Source organism: Photobacterium sp. Ph5, assembly GCF_022129445.1.
GTDB lineage: Bacteria > Pseudomonadota > Gammaproteobacteria > Enterobacterales > Vibrionaceae > Photobacterium.
In genome coordinates, this window is record NZ_JADQAQ010000074.1 from 1 (window position 1) to 16,119 (window position 16,119).

General features: G+C 38.0%; 14 protein-coding genes. 8 read left to right on the forward strand and 6 right to left on the reverse strand.

Annotated elements, in window-relative coordinates:
* The first annotated feature begins 131 nt into the window (after positions 1-131).
* A complete protein-coding gene (locus I3259_RS18840; RefSeq protein WP_238031240.1) occupies positions 132-1,265 on the forward strand; it encodes a cupin domain-containing protein in 1,134 nt (377 codons plus the stop codon).
* A 69-nt stretch (positions 1,266-1,334) separates the two neighbouring features.
* On the opposite strand, the gene I3259_RS18845 is transcribed toward I3259_RS18840, so the two are convergent.
* Positions 1,335-2,702 carry an MATE family efflux transporter gene (locus I3259_RS18845; RefSeq protein ID WP_238031241.1) on the reverse strand — a complete coding sequence of 456 codons (1,368 nt, stop codon included), beginning with the start codon at positions 2,700-2,702 and terminating at the stop codon, positions 1,335-1,337.
* A gap of 281 nt (positions 2,703-2,983) precedes the next feature.
* Between I3259_RS18845 and I3259_RS18850 the strand changes: the two genes are divergently transcribed.
* Positions 2,984-4,444, forward strand: coding sequence for an SDR family oxidoreductase (locus I3259_RS18850; RefSeq protein ID WP_238031242.1), 1,461 nt, complete (start codon positions 2,984-2,986; stop codon positions 4,442-4,444).
* A 136-nt stretch (positions 4,445-4,580) separates the two neighbouring features.
* Here the strand turns inward: I3259_RS18850 and I3259_RS18855 are convergent, their stop codons facing one another.
* The 4 genes from I3259_RS18855 to I3259_RS18870 all read right to left on the reverse strand — a co-directional run bounded on the left by I3259_RS18855 (position 4,581) and on the right by I3259_RS18870 (position 8,643).
* Positions 4,581-6,152 (reverse strand): BCCT family transporter, encoded by a 1,572-nt coding sequence (locus I3259_RS18855; protein WP_238031243.1) that lies wholly within the window; start codon positions 6,150-6,152, stop codon positions 4,581-4,583.
* Positions 6,153-6,495: 343 nt separating this feature from the next.
* Positions 6,496-6,864 (reverse strand): hypothetical protein, encoded by a 369-nt coding sequence (locus I3259_RS18860; RefSeq protein ID WP_238031244.1) that lies wholly within the window; start codon positions 6,862-6,864, stop codon positions 6,496-6,498.
* Positions 6,865-6,989: 125 nt separating this feature from the next.
* A complete protein-coding gene (locus I3259_RS18865; protein WP_238031245.1) occupies positions 6,990-7,760 on the reverse strand; it encodes a class II glutamine amidotransferase in 771 nt (256 codons plus the stop codon).
* A gap of 94 nt (positions 7,761-7,854) precedes the next feature.
* Complete coding sequence (locus tag I3259_RS18870) at positions 7,855-8,643, reverse strand: helix-turn-helix transcriptional regulator (protein ID WP_238031246.1); 789 nt, start codon at positions 8,641-8,643, stop codon at positions 7,855-7,857.
* A 94-nt stretch (positions 8,644-8,737) separates the two neighbouring features.
* On the opposite strand from I3259_RS18870, the gene I3259_RS18875 reads away from it, so the two are divergent.
* The 6 genes from I3259_RS18875 (at position 8,738) to mdtD (ending at position 14,361) form a co-directional block, all read left to right on the forward strand.
* Complete coding sequence (locus I3259_RS18875) at positions 8,738-10,093, forward strand: CynX/NimT family MFS transporter (protein ID WP_238031247.1); 1,356 nt, start codon at positions 8,738-8,740, stop codon at positions 10,091-10,093.
* Between the two features lie 173 nt (positions 10,094-10,266).
* Positions 10,267-10,536, forward strand: coding sequence for a hypothetical protein (locus tag I3259_RS18880; protein ID WP_238031248.1), 270 nt, complete (start codon positions 10,267-10,269; stop codon positions 10,534-10,536).
* Between the two features lie 232 nt (positions 10,537-10,768).
* Positions 10,769-11,269 carry a hypothetical protein gene (locus I3259_RS18885; protein WP_238031249.1) on the forward strand — a complete coding sequence of 167 codons (501 nt, stop codon included), beginning with the start codon at positions 10,769-10,771 and terminating at the stop codon, positions 11,267-11,269.
* Between the two features lie 130 nt (positions 11,270-11,399).
* Positions 11,400-11,975, forward strand: a complete 576-nt coding sequence (locus I3259_RS18890; RefSeq protein ID WP_107208228.1) for a hypothetical protein — start codon at positions 11,400-11,402, stop codon at positions 11,973-11,975.
* Positions 11,976-12,159: 184 nt separating this feature from the next.
* Positions 12,160-12,684 (forward strand): cytochrome b, encoded by a 525-nt coding sequence (locus I3259_RS18895; RefSeq protein WP_238031250.1) that lies wholly within the window; start codon positions 12,160-12,162, stop codon positions 12,682-12,684.
* Between the two features lie 297 nt (positions 12,685-12,981).
* Positions 12,982-14,361 (forward strand): multidrug transporter subunit MdtD, encoded by a 1,380-nt coding sequence (gene mdtD / locus I3259_RS18900; protein WP_238031251.1) that lies wholly within the window; start codon positions 12,982-12,984, stop codon positions 14,359-14,361.
* Positions 14,362-14,620: 259 nt separating this feature from the next.
* Here mdtD and I3259_RS18905 read toward each other — a convergent pair whose 3' ends face one another.
* A complete protein-coding gene (locus I3259_RS18905) occupies positions 14,621-15,970 on the reverse strand; it encodes an anti-phage dCTP deaminase (protein ID WP_238031252.1) in 1,350 nt (449 codons plus the stop codon).
* Positions 15,971-16,119: the final 149 nt, after the last annotated feature.

The following is a 16,119-nucleotide window of genomic DNA, read 5'->3' on the forward strand; positions in this document are numbered from 1 at the left end:
ACCACCGATGCCAGAGAAATTATTAACCTTGGCTGAGTCTCGCTGGTAATCAGGTTAAATAATACAAATATCCCTCAATATTTTTAAATTACGTTATACTCATCGTCTATTTTATAATCAGTAGCTTATGCATGTATCAATTAACGTTCTCTCTAGAAAAATTTCTTGCCGAATATTGGCAAAAAAAGCCAACTATAATTAAAGGTGGCTTTAAACACTTTGTCGATCCCATTAGCCCTGATGAATTAGCAGGGCTCGCAATGGAAGAAGAAGTTGATTCTCGCTACATTGCAAAAATAGATAATCAATGGGAAGTTCGGCATGGTCCATTAACGTTTGATAATACACCAAAAGATAATTGGTCATTCATCGTCCAAGCTGCTAATCATTGGCATGAAGGTGCTGCACAATTAGTTTCTCCCTTTCGTCAACTCCCAGGCTGGTTGTTTGACGATTTAATGATCAGCTATTCAACCCCTGGTGGTGGTGTTGGTCCTCATATTGACCAGTATGATGTATTTATTGTTCAAGGTTCAGGTAAGCGTCATTGGCGTGTGGGTGAGAAACGTGATGATTATGAGGAAGAGTTTCGTCATTCGGCATTACGCCAAATTAAAGGTTTTGAGCCAATCATTGATGAAGTATTAGAAACGGGCGATATTTTATATATTCCACCCGGTTTTCCACATGACGGCTATTCTGTGGAAACATCTATGAGTTTTTCTGTCGGTTTCCGCTCACCGAAAAAACAAGAATTATTAAGCACCTTTGCTGATTTCGTGATCTCAAACGATATTGGTGATGTCCACTACCATAACCCAGCACTTTCTACCCGTAGCTGTAATGGCGCTATTTCTGAGCAAGACTACCATGATTTAGAGACCATGATGCGTAGCTTGCTTGATCACCCGCATTTATTAAAACAATGGATGGGGGAACATTTAAGCCAAAATCGTCACGAGTTAGATATTGTTCCGTCTGACCCTGAGTGGAGCAATGAAGAAACGTATCAATGCTTAATGAATGGCGATAGTTTTAATCGTATTGGTGGCTTACGTGCGTTTTATCATGATGCTCAACCTGAGATCATCTTTATCAATGGCGAAAAATACGAATTGCCTAATGAATGTGCTGATACCGCAAAGCAATTTTGCAATGAGCAAACCGTCACTACTAAATCGCTAGGCAATGCCATTCATCATCCTGCCGTATTAACGCTATTAACTCAGCTCATCAATCTGGGCTATTGGTACTTAGTTGAATAAAAAATAATACTATCACCATAAAAATGGCCTAAATATGTCAGAGCAAGCCTCTACTCTTAGGTCATATTTTTAAGCCACTAAATTATTCATCCAACGCCGTGAATGTACACGAAACGATGATGCAAACCATTTGACTAGTTCTTCTAAACCTAATAAAGCATAAACCCACTCTATCGGCCAATGTAAAACAAAGGCACAGAATGCGGTTACGGGAATACCAATCATCCACTGCGCAATAATATCTTGGTAGAAACAAAACTTAATATCACCACCAGCCCGTAATACACCAACAATCATTACCATCGGAATACTTTTTAATACCAAAACAATGGCAAAAATATCAAAGAAATGATCAGTTAACGTACGTACATCAGCAGTAAGCCCTGAAAACAGGGTCAATAACGGCTGTTTAATTAAAAACATCACACACACCGTTAATAATGCAAAACTTAAATTTAGTAACGAGAATGCCCATGCTTTTAAATATGCTTCATCATTTTTATTAGCTCCGAGTAAATTGCCAATAAATACAGCTGACGCATTAGAAATACCAATCAACATCGCAAGCGACAGTGACTCAATTGGCGTGATCACCGACATAGCAGCAAGCCCATCAACACCCAATTGTCCAATAATCGCATGATAAACAAAAATCCCCCCCGCCCATGCAAGGTGATTAAACGTAATCGGTAACGATAGTTTGAGAAAACGCTGGATATCTTTCTTATTACAAACGGCTATAATCGTTTTAAAATTAAATGCTAATAAATGCTTACGTCCATATAAATAAGATGCAAGTAGTACGAGTTCAATACCACCACTAAGCAACGTCGCCCATGCCGCACCTTTTATCCCCATTGCAGGCAAACCCAATTTACCAAAAATGAATACCCAATTAAGGAACATATTGGCACCAATACCAATTGCACTAAAAAAGGTACTGACACCCGGTTGGTGCATCGAACGTAAACCCACAGCGATACCAATACCAAATGCAGCACCGAGTAAATTAAATGCCGTAATACGCAAATAATCAGAACCTAACGCGATAACTTTTGGTGATTGCGTGGCAAGCCCCATAATCCATTCAGGCACAAATAAAAACAGAGCGGCTGCAACTGATGCAAAACAACCACTGATCATCACGGTTAATGCCGTTGCTTCTCTTACACCTCGTTTATTATTCGCGCCCCAATATTGGGCAGTCAGCATCGCACCGCCTGTCGAAACGCCAAATAGCATAATGATGGCAACAAAAAAGGCTTTACCTGCAATACCTGCTGCAGCTACTTGGGCATTACCTAGCTGTCCTAACATTAAAATATCGACAAGACTACGGCTCGAAAACAACATAGACTGCAATGCAATAGGTAAAGCAATCCAAAATAACGAACGAAGAAAGCTTCTATCAAATTGTTGAAGTATGAGTGTTGGCATTGCAATTATCCCTAATAACAACAGTCGATATGCGATAATCAATATCAAATAACTATTGGCAAAAATTACTAATGATTGACCATGATGAAAGTAGAATAATTATCTAAAATTAAGCATGAGCGTAGATAATCAATTTAACGTAAAATGTTATGCTAATCGCGAAAATAATTTGATGCCATACCTATTAATCCGAACTTGGTTACAATTAACAAAAATATAATTATTTATATCGACGATAACTATTCTTAAGTAACACCATAAGGAAATGGAGCAATGAGGTAATGAAAAAAACAATTCTAGTGGTAGGTGCATCAGGCTATGTTGGTAGCCATTTAGTGCCAGAATTGCTAAATCAAGGTCATCACGTTAAAGCTACTGGGCGAAATTTACAGTTGCTAAGAAAGCGTGGCTGGAATGATCTCGATAATCTTGAATTAATTTACCTTGATCTCAATGATGATAGTGATCTTACTGATCTCTTTAACGGTGTTGATATTGTTTTCTTCCTTGTGCATGGTATGAATCATGGTCATGACTTTATTGATTTTGAATTAGATTGTGCACGGCACTTTAGCCAATATCTAGAACAGAGTCAGGTTGAGCAGGTGATCTACTTAGGAGCACTACAATCTGAAGATGCCGCTTCAACTCACCTGCTCGCTCGTAAAGAAACAGGCAATATTCTTCGTAATAGTGGAAAAACTATTGTTGAATTACGTGCAGGAATAATTATAGGTCCAGGCTCAGCCGCTTTTGAAGTAATGCGTGATTTTGTAAGTCACCTCCCTGTAATGCTAACACCACAATGGGTAAGTTCTCGCAATTCTCCTATTGCACTTAGAAACTTGTTATTTTATTTAACTGAGCTAATTAAAAAGCCCAATAATGAAAACCTTATTTTTGATGTGGCAGGCCCCGAGCAGCTTACTTACCGCGATCAAATGGTGCGTTTAGGTACACTGCTTAATAAGAAAATTCGAGTGATACCGCTTAAGTTTTTAAGTCCTGCTATGGCGGCTTATTGGCTGCGCTTTATTACCTCAGTGCCAACCAATATTGCCAGAGCATTAATCAACGGACTGCAATACGATTTACCAGCTGATGGCAGTAAATTGCAACAATACATTCCACAAGTATTAATCAGTTACGATGATGCGGTATCAGAAGCGTTAGAAATGAATGATGAGATCATTGACAGTGAGATTTGGGGATTTGACCCTGATGCTTTATCACGCTGGCAATCAGATTATGGCTATTACCCTAAACAAGCTGGCTACACGTTAAAAACCGATGCGAGTGCGGAAGATTTATGGCGACAAGTTCAACTGGTTGGTGGAGAAGAAGGCTACTTTTTTGCCAACAGTCTATGGCGTATTCGTGAATGGATGGATTCAATGATTGGTGGTAATGCTTTAGAACGTTATCGCCGTGATCCTCTTCATTTACAATTGGGCGATCGCATTGATTCTTGGAAAGTGATCAGTCTTGAAGAAAACCATTTCTTATCACTCCTGTTTGGGATGAAAGCGCCTGGTTTAGGACGATTAGAATTTACCATTAATGATCATGGTGATCACCGCACTGTCGATATACGTGCGTGGTGGCACCCAAAAGGATTTAAAGGTCTTTTATACTGGTTTGCCATGATGCCTGCTCACCTGTTTATTTTTAGAGGCATGACATTACAATTAGTTAAACGTTGTAAAGCGAAAGCGAACGATGGACATATTGATACCGTATAACTTTCGCTTTTCTTAATAAATTGGCTCATACGTAATAACAACAAAAACGCCCAATACTGCATGTTATTTCTAACAGCGATATTGGGCGTTTTTCATTTATTCTAGGTCACCGTTAATTATGGTGATAAACCGTATTTTATGCTGCTACTTGTTTTTTCGCACACGTCATACGATATGCAGCGATTGGACCACTGATCAATGTGAACGCAATCAAGATAGAAACAGGTACAGCAGTGATCACAATGAACGATTGCAGTGCATTTAGGCCACCGTCACCTGCAAGTAATAATACCGCAGCCACTACACCCATAGTGATCGCCCAGAACAAACGATGCTTACTATCAGGTTCATTATCACCAGAAACCACCATCGCAATCGAATATGCCATTGAATCACCAGTGGTAACAACAAACGTTGTCGTCAACACAAGAAATGCAGGTAATAAAATACCGCTTAATGGTAAATTAGACAGTGATGCTAATAATACCGCTGGTAAACCACCGTCATTCAGTGGGCCAGAAATTACACCCGGTGTTTGTAGCTCAAGGAAAATACCAGTACCACCTAATACAGCGAACCAGAAATTCGTCACGATAGGAGCACCAATCGCAACCGCAAGAACTAAACCACGAATGCTACGCCCTTCTGAAATACGTGCAATAAAGATTGCCATCATCGGTGCAAAACCGATAAACCACCCCCAGAAGAACCATGTCCACCATACATTCCAAGAAGGCTTATCATTCGCTAAGCTAAGCTCGCCGAAATGATGAATGTAATCACCAAAAGCGCTACCAAACTCGGTTAAAATAAATTTCGTTGGGCCTAAGAATAGCATTGCAAGTAATAGTCCAAACGCACCGATCACGTTTAAGCGTGATAGCCACTGTAAACCTTTATCCATTCCTGACGCAGCAGAAATAGAATAAATAGACACAACGACTGCAAGGATCATTAACTGAGATTGAACGTTATTTTCAAGCCCTGTTAGTAGCTCTAAACTATAACCTAACTGCGATGCTAGGAAACCAATAGGTCCAATCGTACCCGCTGCAACGGCTATAATTGAGCAAGCATCAATAACACTACCTAGCCAATGTTCTTCTAACTTCTTACCAAAGATAGGAAAAAGTAAAGCACGAGGACGTAATTTTACGCCATGTTCATGGTGTGCATACATTAATACAATAGTAGCTAACGTACCCAATACAGCCCACGCTAAAAAGCCCCAGTGTAAGAACGCTTGACCAAGTGCAGGATCAACGGCCTGTACTGTCGAACCTGTAACACCTGTAAATGTCGGCGGTGGTGTAATGAAATGATAAATAGGCTCAGCCGCAGACCAGAATACGCCACCACCTGCTAATAAGGTACACATGATCATGGCTAACCAACGGAAAGTACCGATTGTTGGTTTTTTTACTGAACCCATCACTTTTTTACCTAAAGGGCTAAAAGCAATGACTAGAGCAATAAGAAAGTTCACCAGCATCAAGATCTGCCAGCTATGACCAAAAGTATTGGCTGCAGATTCAAAACTAGTTTGAATTAATGCTGTAAAACTGGACATATCAACCAGTGCAGCAAAAATGAATAAGGAAATGAAACCAATAGTTAGAATTGGAACTAGTTTTGCTTCAAAACGAGAAGAATCTGAGTTCAAAGATGTGTTGTTACTATCAGCTATTTGACATGCATTACTTGGCATAAATATCTCACGTTGTTTGTGAGGGGCGAAAGATTAGCAGGTAAAAAGCACAAACACCAGCAAAAAACTCCTTTATTTTCAATCAAAAAACCATACCTATCTATTATTATATGGCTTTTTAATTGGTAGATCATAATGTTACACTTTTGTATTACAAACTTAATTAACGATAACTATTTGAATATTTTTTAAACAAACAATATTAGTCGGATGATAATAAGCGATTAAGAAAAGTATTTATTGCTCTAACTATTTTACACCTACTGCTATTAAACCTGTTAGATAATCATGCAACAATCACGACCGCTTTTGTATATTAACCGTTATAATGTCATACAAGTTTTTATCTCGTACGACGTCCTTGCATATAACAATAAATAAATTGACTTGATTGTTCGCCTAACGCAGTAAACTCAGAGTAAAAAAGTGGGCTGTAACGTATAGAGAGAACCTCTGCCGTATACTGTGGCCATGCGCTAAAACCAATCCTGGAAAAAAGCGCATTACGTCCAACACTGTTACCATAAAGATCAGAACATAGGAGATGTATTGCGTTTCTTTGAATAATTTTATATTTGTCATGACCTGTGCCTTTGAATATATGATCTGTTTTTTTGAATATAAACCATCCAAAGTCATGACTATTATTATTTGCGTAAGTTGTTGCTGGAAATATTATAAATAGAAGAAATATAAAAAGAGTACCTTTCATCGCTAACCTCTCAACTAGTGGATTTATTAGGGTATTACCTAGACACTAAGTCAGAAAAAAAAGATCAGCGAATGAAAAACGTTGAAAATAGAAGATCAGTAAAAATCAGGTTCTTAATAACCCAATTAATCGACAATCAAATCGTAAAAAGTCAGTGAATGACGACGATCAATATGGAGGATCTGTTGCTTAGGCATTAAAAGCCAGTTATTTGATTGCTCTAAAGGCTCAGAAGCTAATGTCACACTATCTGGTTGTTGTTTTATGTAAATTGTTGGTGCAACGTTATCAGTGCTATAACGTATAACCCAAAAACTATCACCATCTGAAATACAAATAGAAGCATGCAGAGGTAGCGTGACCTCTTTTTCAAGCATTGCCTGTTCTATTTCATACATGGTTTGATTAATCGCTGCGATAGGATCAATTTGTAAACCATTTTTAATCATCAATAAAAAAATAATTTCACTATCTGTTGTCCCGACTCGCTTATTGTAAAGTTCTTCTGTTAATAATCGCTCTAGAGTAAACCTGACTTTATCAAAGCCCCCTATTTGACCATTATGTAAAAACATCCATTGTTCATAAATAAAGGGATGGCAATTAGCACGTGATACCTCAGCACCAGTAGAGAAACGTACGTGTGCCATAAAACGATGAGAACAAATATGATGGGTTAAAGAACGTAAGTTATCATCTGCCCAAGCTGGTGATATTTCATGATAACGACCAGGTATATCCTGCTTTGAATACCAAGCAAGCCCAAAGCCGTCACCATTTACATAATTAACAGACTTACGTTCTTCTAAAGTTTGATGAATTAATGAATGCTCTGATTGATAAATCAATTCATCGAGATAAATCGGTTTTCCGTGAAACGCTAGCCAACGAGACATAGCCCAACCTATTTGCCATACAAATAAAGAAATAGACTATTAACCATCAAAAAAATCAAGCCTAAATCATTATGTAAACAAATATCTAAATAATTTAATCATTAATCCGTTGTTTAATATATTGTTTAGGTGGACGTCCTAATGTCTTTTTAAAGAAAGTAATAAAAGCACTTACTGACTCATAACCTAAATCTTCAGATACTCGTTGTACAGGTTCCCCTGACGACAGCTTTTGCAACGCAATAACAATATGGAGCTGTCCACGCCAATTACCAAAGGTTAATCCTAATTCCTGCTTCACCAAACGCGCTAAGGTTCTTTCACTCATCGCATATTTACTTGCCCATTCACCAACAGTACTACGATCACTTGGATTATTAATGAGCTCTAACGCAATACTATGTAACCGTGGCTCTGCTGGAATTGGAAAATCAAAATGTTCAGATGGCATATTCGTTAATTCATCAATTAACACATCTACCAATCGCCCTGTTTTACTGTCTGATTTATATGATTGCTCTGATTCTGTTAAGCGAATAATAAGCTCACGTAAAAGTGGAGAAATTGATAACGTACATGCTTTTGATGGCATTCCTATCACATCTTGATCAACGAACAACATACACGTATCAGCATCAAGAGAAACACTATTACTGTGTGGAACTTGACTGGGGATCCAAACAGCACAATTAGCAGGCACCATCCAAATTGCATCAGCAATCTTACAACGAACGAAACCACTTAAAGGAAGCACTAATTGCCCTTTATGGTGTTGATGGAATGGGATTTCTTCATCCTTCTCTAATCCAGAAAGGCGTAATGCAACAACCTTTTGTGGGTAAAGATCAGAGTCAAACTCAGGGAAATGGATACTGTACTTCATAACTTGTCCGAATTTAGATATCTACTGTCAATATAGCTTAATACAGATAAAATTAGGAGAGTTATTATGTCACTAAAGATTTAAGGAGAGACCTATGTCACATAAAAACAAAAAAACAGTCCCTAAAGTAGCACGACCAGCATTGGTCATTTTAGGCATTTTACTTATAGCAAGTAACCTACGTGCGCCACTTACAGGGTTAGGACCTATTCTAGAGTTCATTTCACAAGATTTAGGTTTGAGTGCTACGCAAGCCGGTATGTTAACTACTTTGCCATTGTTGGCTTTTGCCCTATTTTCGCCGGTATCATCAGGCCTTGCACGTAAAATTGGCTTAGAGCCATCTCTTATGATAGCTCTGGTTCTTGTTGGCGGTGGTGTACTTATCCGCTCCGGTGGCTCAACCGTAATGCTATTTTTGGGTACCTGTATAATAGGTCTCGGTATAGCAATTGGTAACGTACTATTACCAAGCTTACTAAAAAGAGACTTCCCAACAAAAGTCACTACTTTAACAGCTGTATATGTATTAATCATGGGTATTGGCTCAACATTAAGCTCAAGTACAGCTATTCCAATGATGAAACTTGCTGGTTCAATGGGAATCACTGCAATTCCACACTGGGCATTTGCTTTAGCAACCGTACTGATCTTCCCTATTGTTTCAATTATCGTATGGTTACCACAACTAGCAGGCCATACTCGCCCTTCTGCAGATACTGCTGAGATTGATAGCCACAGCTATCTATGGCGTTCAGCTGCTGCATGGCAAGTAACTATCTTTTTAGGCTTGAACTCTTTCATCATGTACATCTTTATCAGCTGGTTACCAAGTATCCTAATTGATAACGGCTACACAGAGAACCAAGCGGGTTACTTACATGGTGTATTACAACTTTCAACTGCCGTACCAGCATTAGTGCTTATCCCACTAATGGCAAAAATGAAAGATAAACGCGGCATGAGCTTTGCTATGGCTGTACTGGGTTTCATCGGTATTCTTGGCCTGCTTATGATGCCAGAACACGCATTAATCTGGGTGATTTGTTTTGGCTTTAGCTGTGGTGGTGGTTTTATTCTTGGCCTGTCATTTGTTGGTATTCGTACTCATGATGCTCACCAAGCAGCCGCACTATCAGGTATGGCACAATGTATGGGTTACTTACTTGCAGCAACTGGCCCTATTATTTTTGGCTCGCTACATGAATCAACACACAGCTGGGAAGCGCCACTATATATGACACTTGCAGTATGTGTGGTATGGGGGTTCTTAGCACTGTTTGCAGGACGCTCACACGTTATCGTTCGCTCAGAAAGCGGTAAAGATATCGTTATTGATTCACCCGTTCATGAAAATATTCACGAAGAACTTAAACGTTTGAAAAATGAATTAGCGCTAGTGACTGAAGAACGCAACGAACTTAAAAAAGCATTTAACGCAAAATTATAAAGCTCTCTTTAATTGGCATGGACGCCAATCTTTTATTACTTACATATCGGCAGGATGCCGATATTTTTTTATCTTCTAAACATACACTTATGCAATTACAGCTTGTAATAACAATGATTGCTGCAGATAACAGTTAGTTTTAACGTAAGTTTTATTTTTACGGACAAACTAAAATGAAACCTTCCATTATTCTTACTGGTGCTACATTGTTCTCACCGCTTGCACTCGCCAATTCCGTACAAACTCAGCCACAACAAAACGTATTATATATTCTTGCTGTCACTATCGTCTTTTTGATCGCCCTTGCATGTTACCACGTAACAAAAAACAAAGTACGTCAGCACAAACCTGAGATCCCTTCATTCCTACACCATCTCATTGGCTTTGTTATCGGCTTTATTTGCTTCTATGCATTATTCTTTGTACTTGGCTTCTGTTTTTAATTCTATTCATCAATAAGCGAATAATAAGATGTCACCCACTATTCATTTTGTACACTATGGCTAATAAATTTACGGTAATTATTATCCTTCATATTTACAATTGTTAAACCTTACAATAATAAAGTGATATGTAATTCATACAATATGCTGACATTAGGTGCCATAAGGATATATATCCTCAAAGTGTTAGTTTTACTAATGGCACAATACCGTGCGTCACAAAGGAAATAGTATGAAAGGAATAGCCATCACTAGTGTTTTACTTACCACAATATTACTCACAGGATGCAATAAACAACAAGATCATCAAATTCACGGTACGTTAACTCACGTAGGCATTGCTACTAACTTTGACTTAAATAACGCTCCTGCTGTCAGTATTATCTTATCGAAAGACAACGAACATTACTTAACCATTTCACTAAATCAGCATGGTCTTAAAACCTTACTCGCACATCAAGATACCCAAAACTTCAATCAAAAAAATAAAAACCTTGATGCCAGCTTAACTTGGGATGGGCTTTACATTATCGATAAAGCGAAAGCATCCGGTATCGTGTTAAACCTAGAACACGTGAATAACACAACGCATAGTGCAAAAATTCACTACACCGCTACACTTGTTAACGCCAAGAAAGAAAGCAATAAAACTGTAGAACTTAGCGACTCATTCACTTTACCTGCTAATGATTGGAAGGTAATCCAAGAACTTACTCTTCCCCCCTCCCATTAATAGGTGAAATAAACGGCTTCATCGTTAATTGGTTAAGCATTTTAACAAGGTTATGGGATATTAATGGACATCGTCGCGTGAACACGTATGATCAGCGCCAATCTATTGAATCCCATATTGGAATAGCATTTTGATTAGAGAAAATGTATTTACCTCATACGAAAATTGGACAAAACCTTTCGTATCAGAAGTCGCTGAAATCATTAACCTGCTGAAAGATCATGGCTATGATGCGAAGAAGTTAGCGTTAGTCACTGGTTTGCAAGAGAAGAATGTAAGTAGCTGGACAGCGAAATACAAAAAAGAACCTTTCAATGTGTCGACTATTCCATACCCATGTTGGTGTTTCTTAGCGGCATTAATTGGCAAACAAAGTATTGCAACTAATGGCAAAGTGATCCCAGTTGAGGATATTCGTCGCGTACTACGCTTATTCAAGCCATCAGCATTTGGTGCTCGTAACACGTTTGTATGCCCAACTAACGAACAATTTGCCAAGCTAATTGATAGCGGTTTATTTGAAGAAATGACAGCGCAGAATATCTGTGAGTTATTTAGTTGGAACCCAAGCCAGTTTGTTGAAAGCATACAAACAGGTAAACTCCCGTTCCTAAACTGGTGCTTAATCATCATGATGTTAGGGATTAATATTCAGAAAATGGTACTTAAAGATTTAGAAGCACCATTAGAATACGTGCCAGAATAATCCTCAGATTAGCATTCAAATCCCCCACAAACGGCTGTCTTACTACAGTCGTTTTTTTATACTCAAAAACGGTCAATCTCTTAATAATTCGCATATTATTTACATAGCTTTACAATCCAATACTCGAATTTTAAATAGCCCTTAGTAATAATAATATTTTATAAAATTGTTAAGGAAATGCTATATGAAGGGTAAATTATCTAAACCGACTATCGCCTTACACTGGATCACCGGAATACTTTTTATTGGTGTCATCATGCTTGGGTTATATGTTGCAGATCTACCAAGGTCCCCTGAAAAATTCGAACTACTCGGTATACATAAATCTTTGGGCACTATCATTCTTGCCGTAGCCTTAGTTCGTATTGCATGGCGTTTCAAGGAAGGAGCGATTCCAACGACTACTGAACGCAGCAAACTACAACGTATTCTCGAGAAAAGTGTCCAACACTTGTTATTACTTGGTACTCTACTGATGCCGGTGTCAGGCATTATGATGAATATGGGTGGTGGAAGAGCATTAGAAGTATTCGGTTATGAATTACTTGCTGCTGGTGATAAAATACAGTGGTTAGGATCATTAGGTCATACTATTCATGTTATTGCGTCTAAAGTAGTACTCGTACTTATAGTGCTTCACATACTTGCCGCTTTAAAACATCAGCTCATCAACAAAGACAACACGTTAGTACGTATGTTTGGTCGTTAATTCATATCACAATAAAAACATATCGAGTCAGTGGGTTTATGCTGGCTCGCACTAAAACTGATTCCCTATCAAGGTACGCAGCAGTAAGTTACTTTTTAAATACCCTCCCCCCAACTTAACTTTATAACTTCTATTATGTTAGGAAGTCATAAGCTTGTTCTGAATGATTCACTTTAGGTTAAGTTACACCTGATATAGTGGTAATACATTACGTATAACTATCGTTATTTCCTCTCCACTGTTTAATGCTTCTGGCTACTCTGCGCGCGGAAGATCGTTACCACTCATGAGGTGACTATGACGAAACCATCAAAACACCTTACATGGCTACCATGGATTGCTGGCATTGCTTTTTTTATGCAAACCCTTGATGCCACCATAATTAATACAGCAATTCCCTCACTTGCAAAAAGCTTGCATGAGTCTCCATTAACCATGCAATTAACCATCATTAGCTATACCTTAACGGTGGCGATTTTAATTCCTATCAGTGGCTGGCTTGCTGACAAATTTGGTACCCGCATTATTTTTGGCTGGGCTGTTGCCTTATTTACATTGGGCTCGTTGGCGTGTGGATTATCCGACACATTAACGCAACTGGTTCTATCTCGCATTCTCCAAGGTGTTGGTGGCGCAATGATGGTACCTGTAGCCCGCTTAGCATTATTACGGAGCTATCCACGCAATGAATTTGTTCACGCGTTAAATCTAGCAACAATGCCGGGATTAATCGGCCCTGTGATTGGCCCAGTGCTTGGTGGTGTATTAGTTACTTACGCAAGTTGGCATTGGATATTCTTAATTAATATCCCTGTCGGTATTATTGGGCTATGGATGACCAAACGCTATATGCCTAACTTTACTTCAACTGCGAGTAAGTTTGATGGTTGGGGATTTATTCTATTTAGCTCAAGTTTAATTACTCTTTTAAGTGGCATTGAGCTCTTAACTAAATCAGAAACAGTTTTAATTCCTATTATCACTTTATTAATGGGTTTTACTCTTCTCGTCACTTATATTTATTACGCATCAAAAAAACAAAACGTACTAATTCCTTTATCACTTTTTAAGACTAGGACTTTTTCTGTTGGTATCGGTGGAAATGTCTTTTCTCGTTTAGGTACAGGGGCTATTCCTTTTCTTATACCACTTATGTTGCAAGTTGGAATGGGAGTATCAGCCTTATATGCAGGGTTAATGATGGTACCCTTAGCCTTTGGCGCATTATTAGGTAAATCATATGTCGAAAGAACCCTTAAACGTCTAGGCTATCGTAAGACATTGTTTTGGGTAACCATTGTTATTGGTATTATTACAGCGGCATTTGCCCTTATATCAGGCCAGTTATCTCTATGGTTAGCCCTACCATTACTGTTTGCGTTAGGTATTGTTCGCGCAACACAATTTACCGCAATGAACACCATAACATTAGCTGATTTAGATGATGAACATGCAAGTGCAGGCAATAGTATGCTAGCAGTAACGCAACTACTTTCAATTAGTTTTGGCCTTGCTATCTGTGCCTGTGTTTTACACTTCTTCTCTACCTATTACGCTGGCAATGATATATCTCATTTTCACCAGACATTCATTGCTATGGGCCTACTAACCGTTATTTCTGCGGTGCCCTTTTTATCCTTAAAACGATCCGACGGTAATAACTTAATACACAGATAACATTCATATTATCGATGAAATAAATGAGCATCTGTACTAAAAATACTGATGCTCACATCTGTAGTGGACAACAACAATCAATAATCAACGAGCTAGCTCGAAAGTGGACAGAATCTGCTTAGATTATTTGCTCTATTTCGGTTAGCATGTATTAGGAAAAGTAAGGGTAATGTTCGACATTACCCTAAATGATATTTCAATATTTACCTATATAAGTCCTTCGGTTAGGTGTCGGATTCGCTACACATATGCTTATTTATTATAAATCTATCATATGACTTATCTCGTCTTTAATTGGAATAATCTGTTCGTAAAGTCGGTGATATGCCTTGCCTATTGCGCCTCTAAATTGAATTAATTCAGGTGCATTGTCACCAATATTAATAATATGATCCTGTGCAATGCCTGGGTACGGATCGATAAATATAATTTCAGACATACCTAGTTGATAAGCTTTCTTAGCACACAGCTCACAAGGACTTGCTGTTGTATAAAGTTTGCCACCTTCAACTCCTGAGCTACCGTATTTAGTTAATTGCAGAAATGCATTTTCTTCTGCGTGTAAAGCTCTCGTATGAACTTGATTACCTTTATCATCAAGGCTGTTATGAATATCCTTGAAACAATAAGGTAAGTTATGCCCTTCAAAGATCTGGTTTTTAGAGTTTATCTCTTTAATTTTAATTAATTGTTCATTTGCTTTAGCACGAAAGCTTTGATTATTCCTTTCATAATGACTATAAGCAACTTGATTAAATTCTTCTATCAGACCATTTAGCGAACGCATAGAACAAGGTACTTGACCTTTTGCTACATCATTCCATCCTACAGACTTAATTGAGTTATTAGAATCAGTAACAACTGCGCCAACTTGACGAGATATACAGCCTGAGTTCATTTTCATGGTATAAGCAACTTGCATAACACGCTCCATCGAGGATGGAGGAACTAGTCTAGGATGTTGCATCAAGGCAACATACCAAACAATTTGTGCTTTTAGGATGTTATTGTTATCAAATTCATTTTTAGGATTAAACAGGTGGATATCAGAGATTTCGATACACTTTTTCACATTTTGATTTGTAAACGCGACGAAGTCCCCCTTTACTTTTCCTGATTCTATTTTTTCAATGGTATCAATTTGTTCTGAAGAAAATTTATGCAGTTTCTGCATATATTTACTTCGATGTTCATCTGGCGCATTAATTGACACTAAGTGAAAAGCTGCATAACGATCTTTGAAAAACTTCGCTTCGTAAGGATTACGAATCGCATCGATTACGATATATGCTTTATTTTTTGTAACTTTGCGAATCATTTTAATGACTCGGTTAATTGTTTCAGGTAAGTGAAATACGCATGTAGGGTCAAAGTCAGCTTTATTGTATGAATTTTGTACACAGCCCGTTTTACGTATTGAGTTACCACAAGTTTGATAAGTTGATACATAAAGACCATGACTAATATCGTCTAACTCTGCCTTAAAATCTCTCGTAAACTTTCGGATCAAAGTAAGGATGCGAATAAAGTCATTTGCTTCTTTTTCAGTAACATCTAGATCTTTCGAATGTTCTATTAAGTTGAATATTAAGTCTTTGTAATTTGACACAAGTCGGTTATTGCTAAAAACGCCAGTTTGTAGCTTTTTATATATATGATTCTCATCTAATGAAAACTTACTAGAACTACATATAAACTTAGCTAAACCTGATTACCACTATTTAACAGCCACTGTTAAATTATCTCCTATACTTCAAG

Bases quoted from the DNA above. Each gene is read 5' to 3' on its own strand.
- I3259_RS18850 (WP_238031242.1), top strand. From the start codon at position 2,984: ATGAAAAAAACAATTCTAGTGGTAGGTGCATCAGGCTATGTTGGTAGC.
- I3259_RS18885 (WP_238031249.1), top strand. From the start codon at position 10,769: ATGAAAGGAATAGCCATCACTAGTGTTTTACTTACCACAATATTACTC.
- I3259_RS18845 (WP_238031241.1), bottom strand. From the start codon at position 2,702: ATGCCAACACTCATACTTCAACAATTTGATAGAAGCTTTCTTCGTTCG.
- I3259_RS18895 (WP_238031250.1), top strand. From the start codon at position 12,160: ATGAAGGGTAAATTATCTAAACCGACTATCGCCTTACACTGGATCACC.
- I3259_RS18870 (WP_238031246.1), bottom strand. From the start codon at position 8,643: ATGAAGTACAGTATCCATTTCCCTGAGTTTGACTCTGATCTTTACCCA.
- I3259_RS18860 (WP_238031244.1), bottom strand. From the start codon at position 6,864: ATGAAAGGTACTCTTTTTATATTTCTTCTATTTATAATATTTCCAGCA.
- I3259_RS18840 (WP_238031240.1), top strand. From the start codon at position 132: ATGTATCAATTAACGTTCTCTCTAGAAAAATTTCTTGCCGAATATTGG.
- mdtD (WP_238031251.1), top strand. From the start codon at position 12,982: ATGACGAAACCATCAAAACACCTTACATGGCTACCATGGATTGCTGGC.
- I3259_RS18865 (WP_238031245.1), bottom strand. From the start codon at position 7,760: ATGTCTCGTTGGCTAGCGTTTCACGGAAAACCGATTTATCTCGATGAA.
- I3259_RS18855 (WP_238031243.1), bottom strand. From the start codon at position 6,152: ATGCCAAGTAATGCATGTCAAATAGCTGATAGTAACAACACATCTTTG.
- I3259_RS18880 (WP_238031248.1), top strand. From the start codon at position 10,267: ATGAAACCTTCCATTATTCTTACTGGTGCTACATTGTTCTCACCGCTT.
- I3259_RS18875 (WP_238031247.1), top strand. From the start codon at position 8,738: ATGTCACATAAAAACAAAAAAACAGTCCCTAAAGTAGCACGACCAGCA.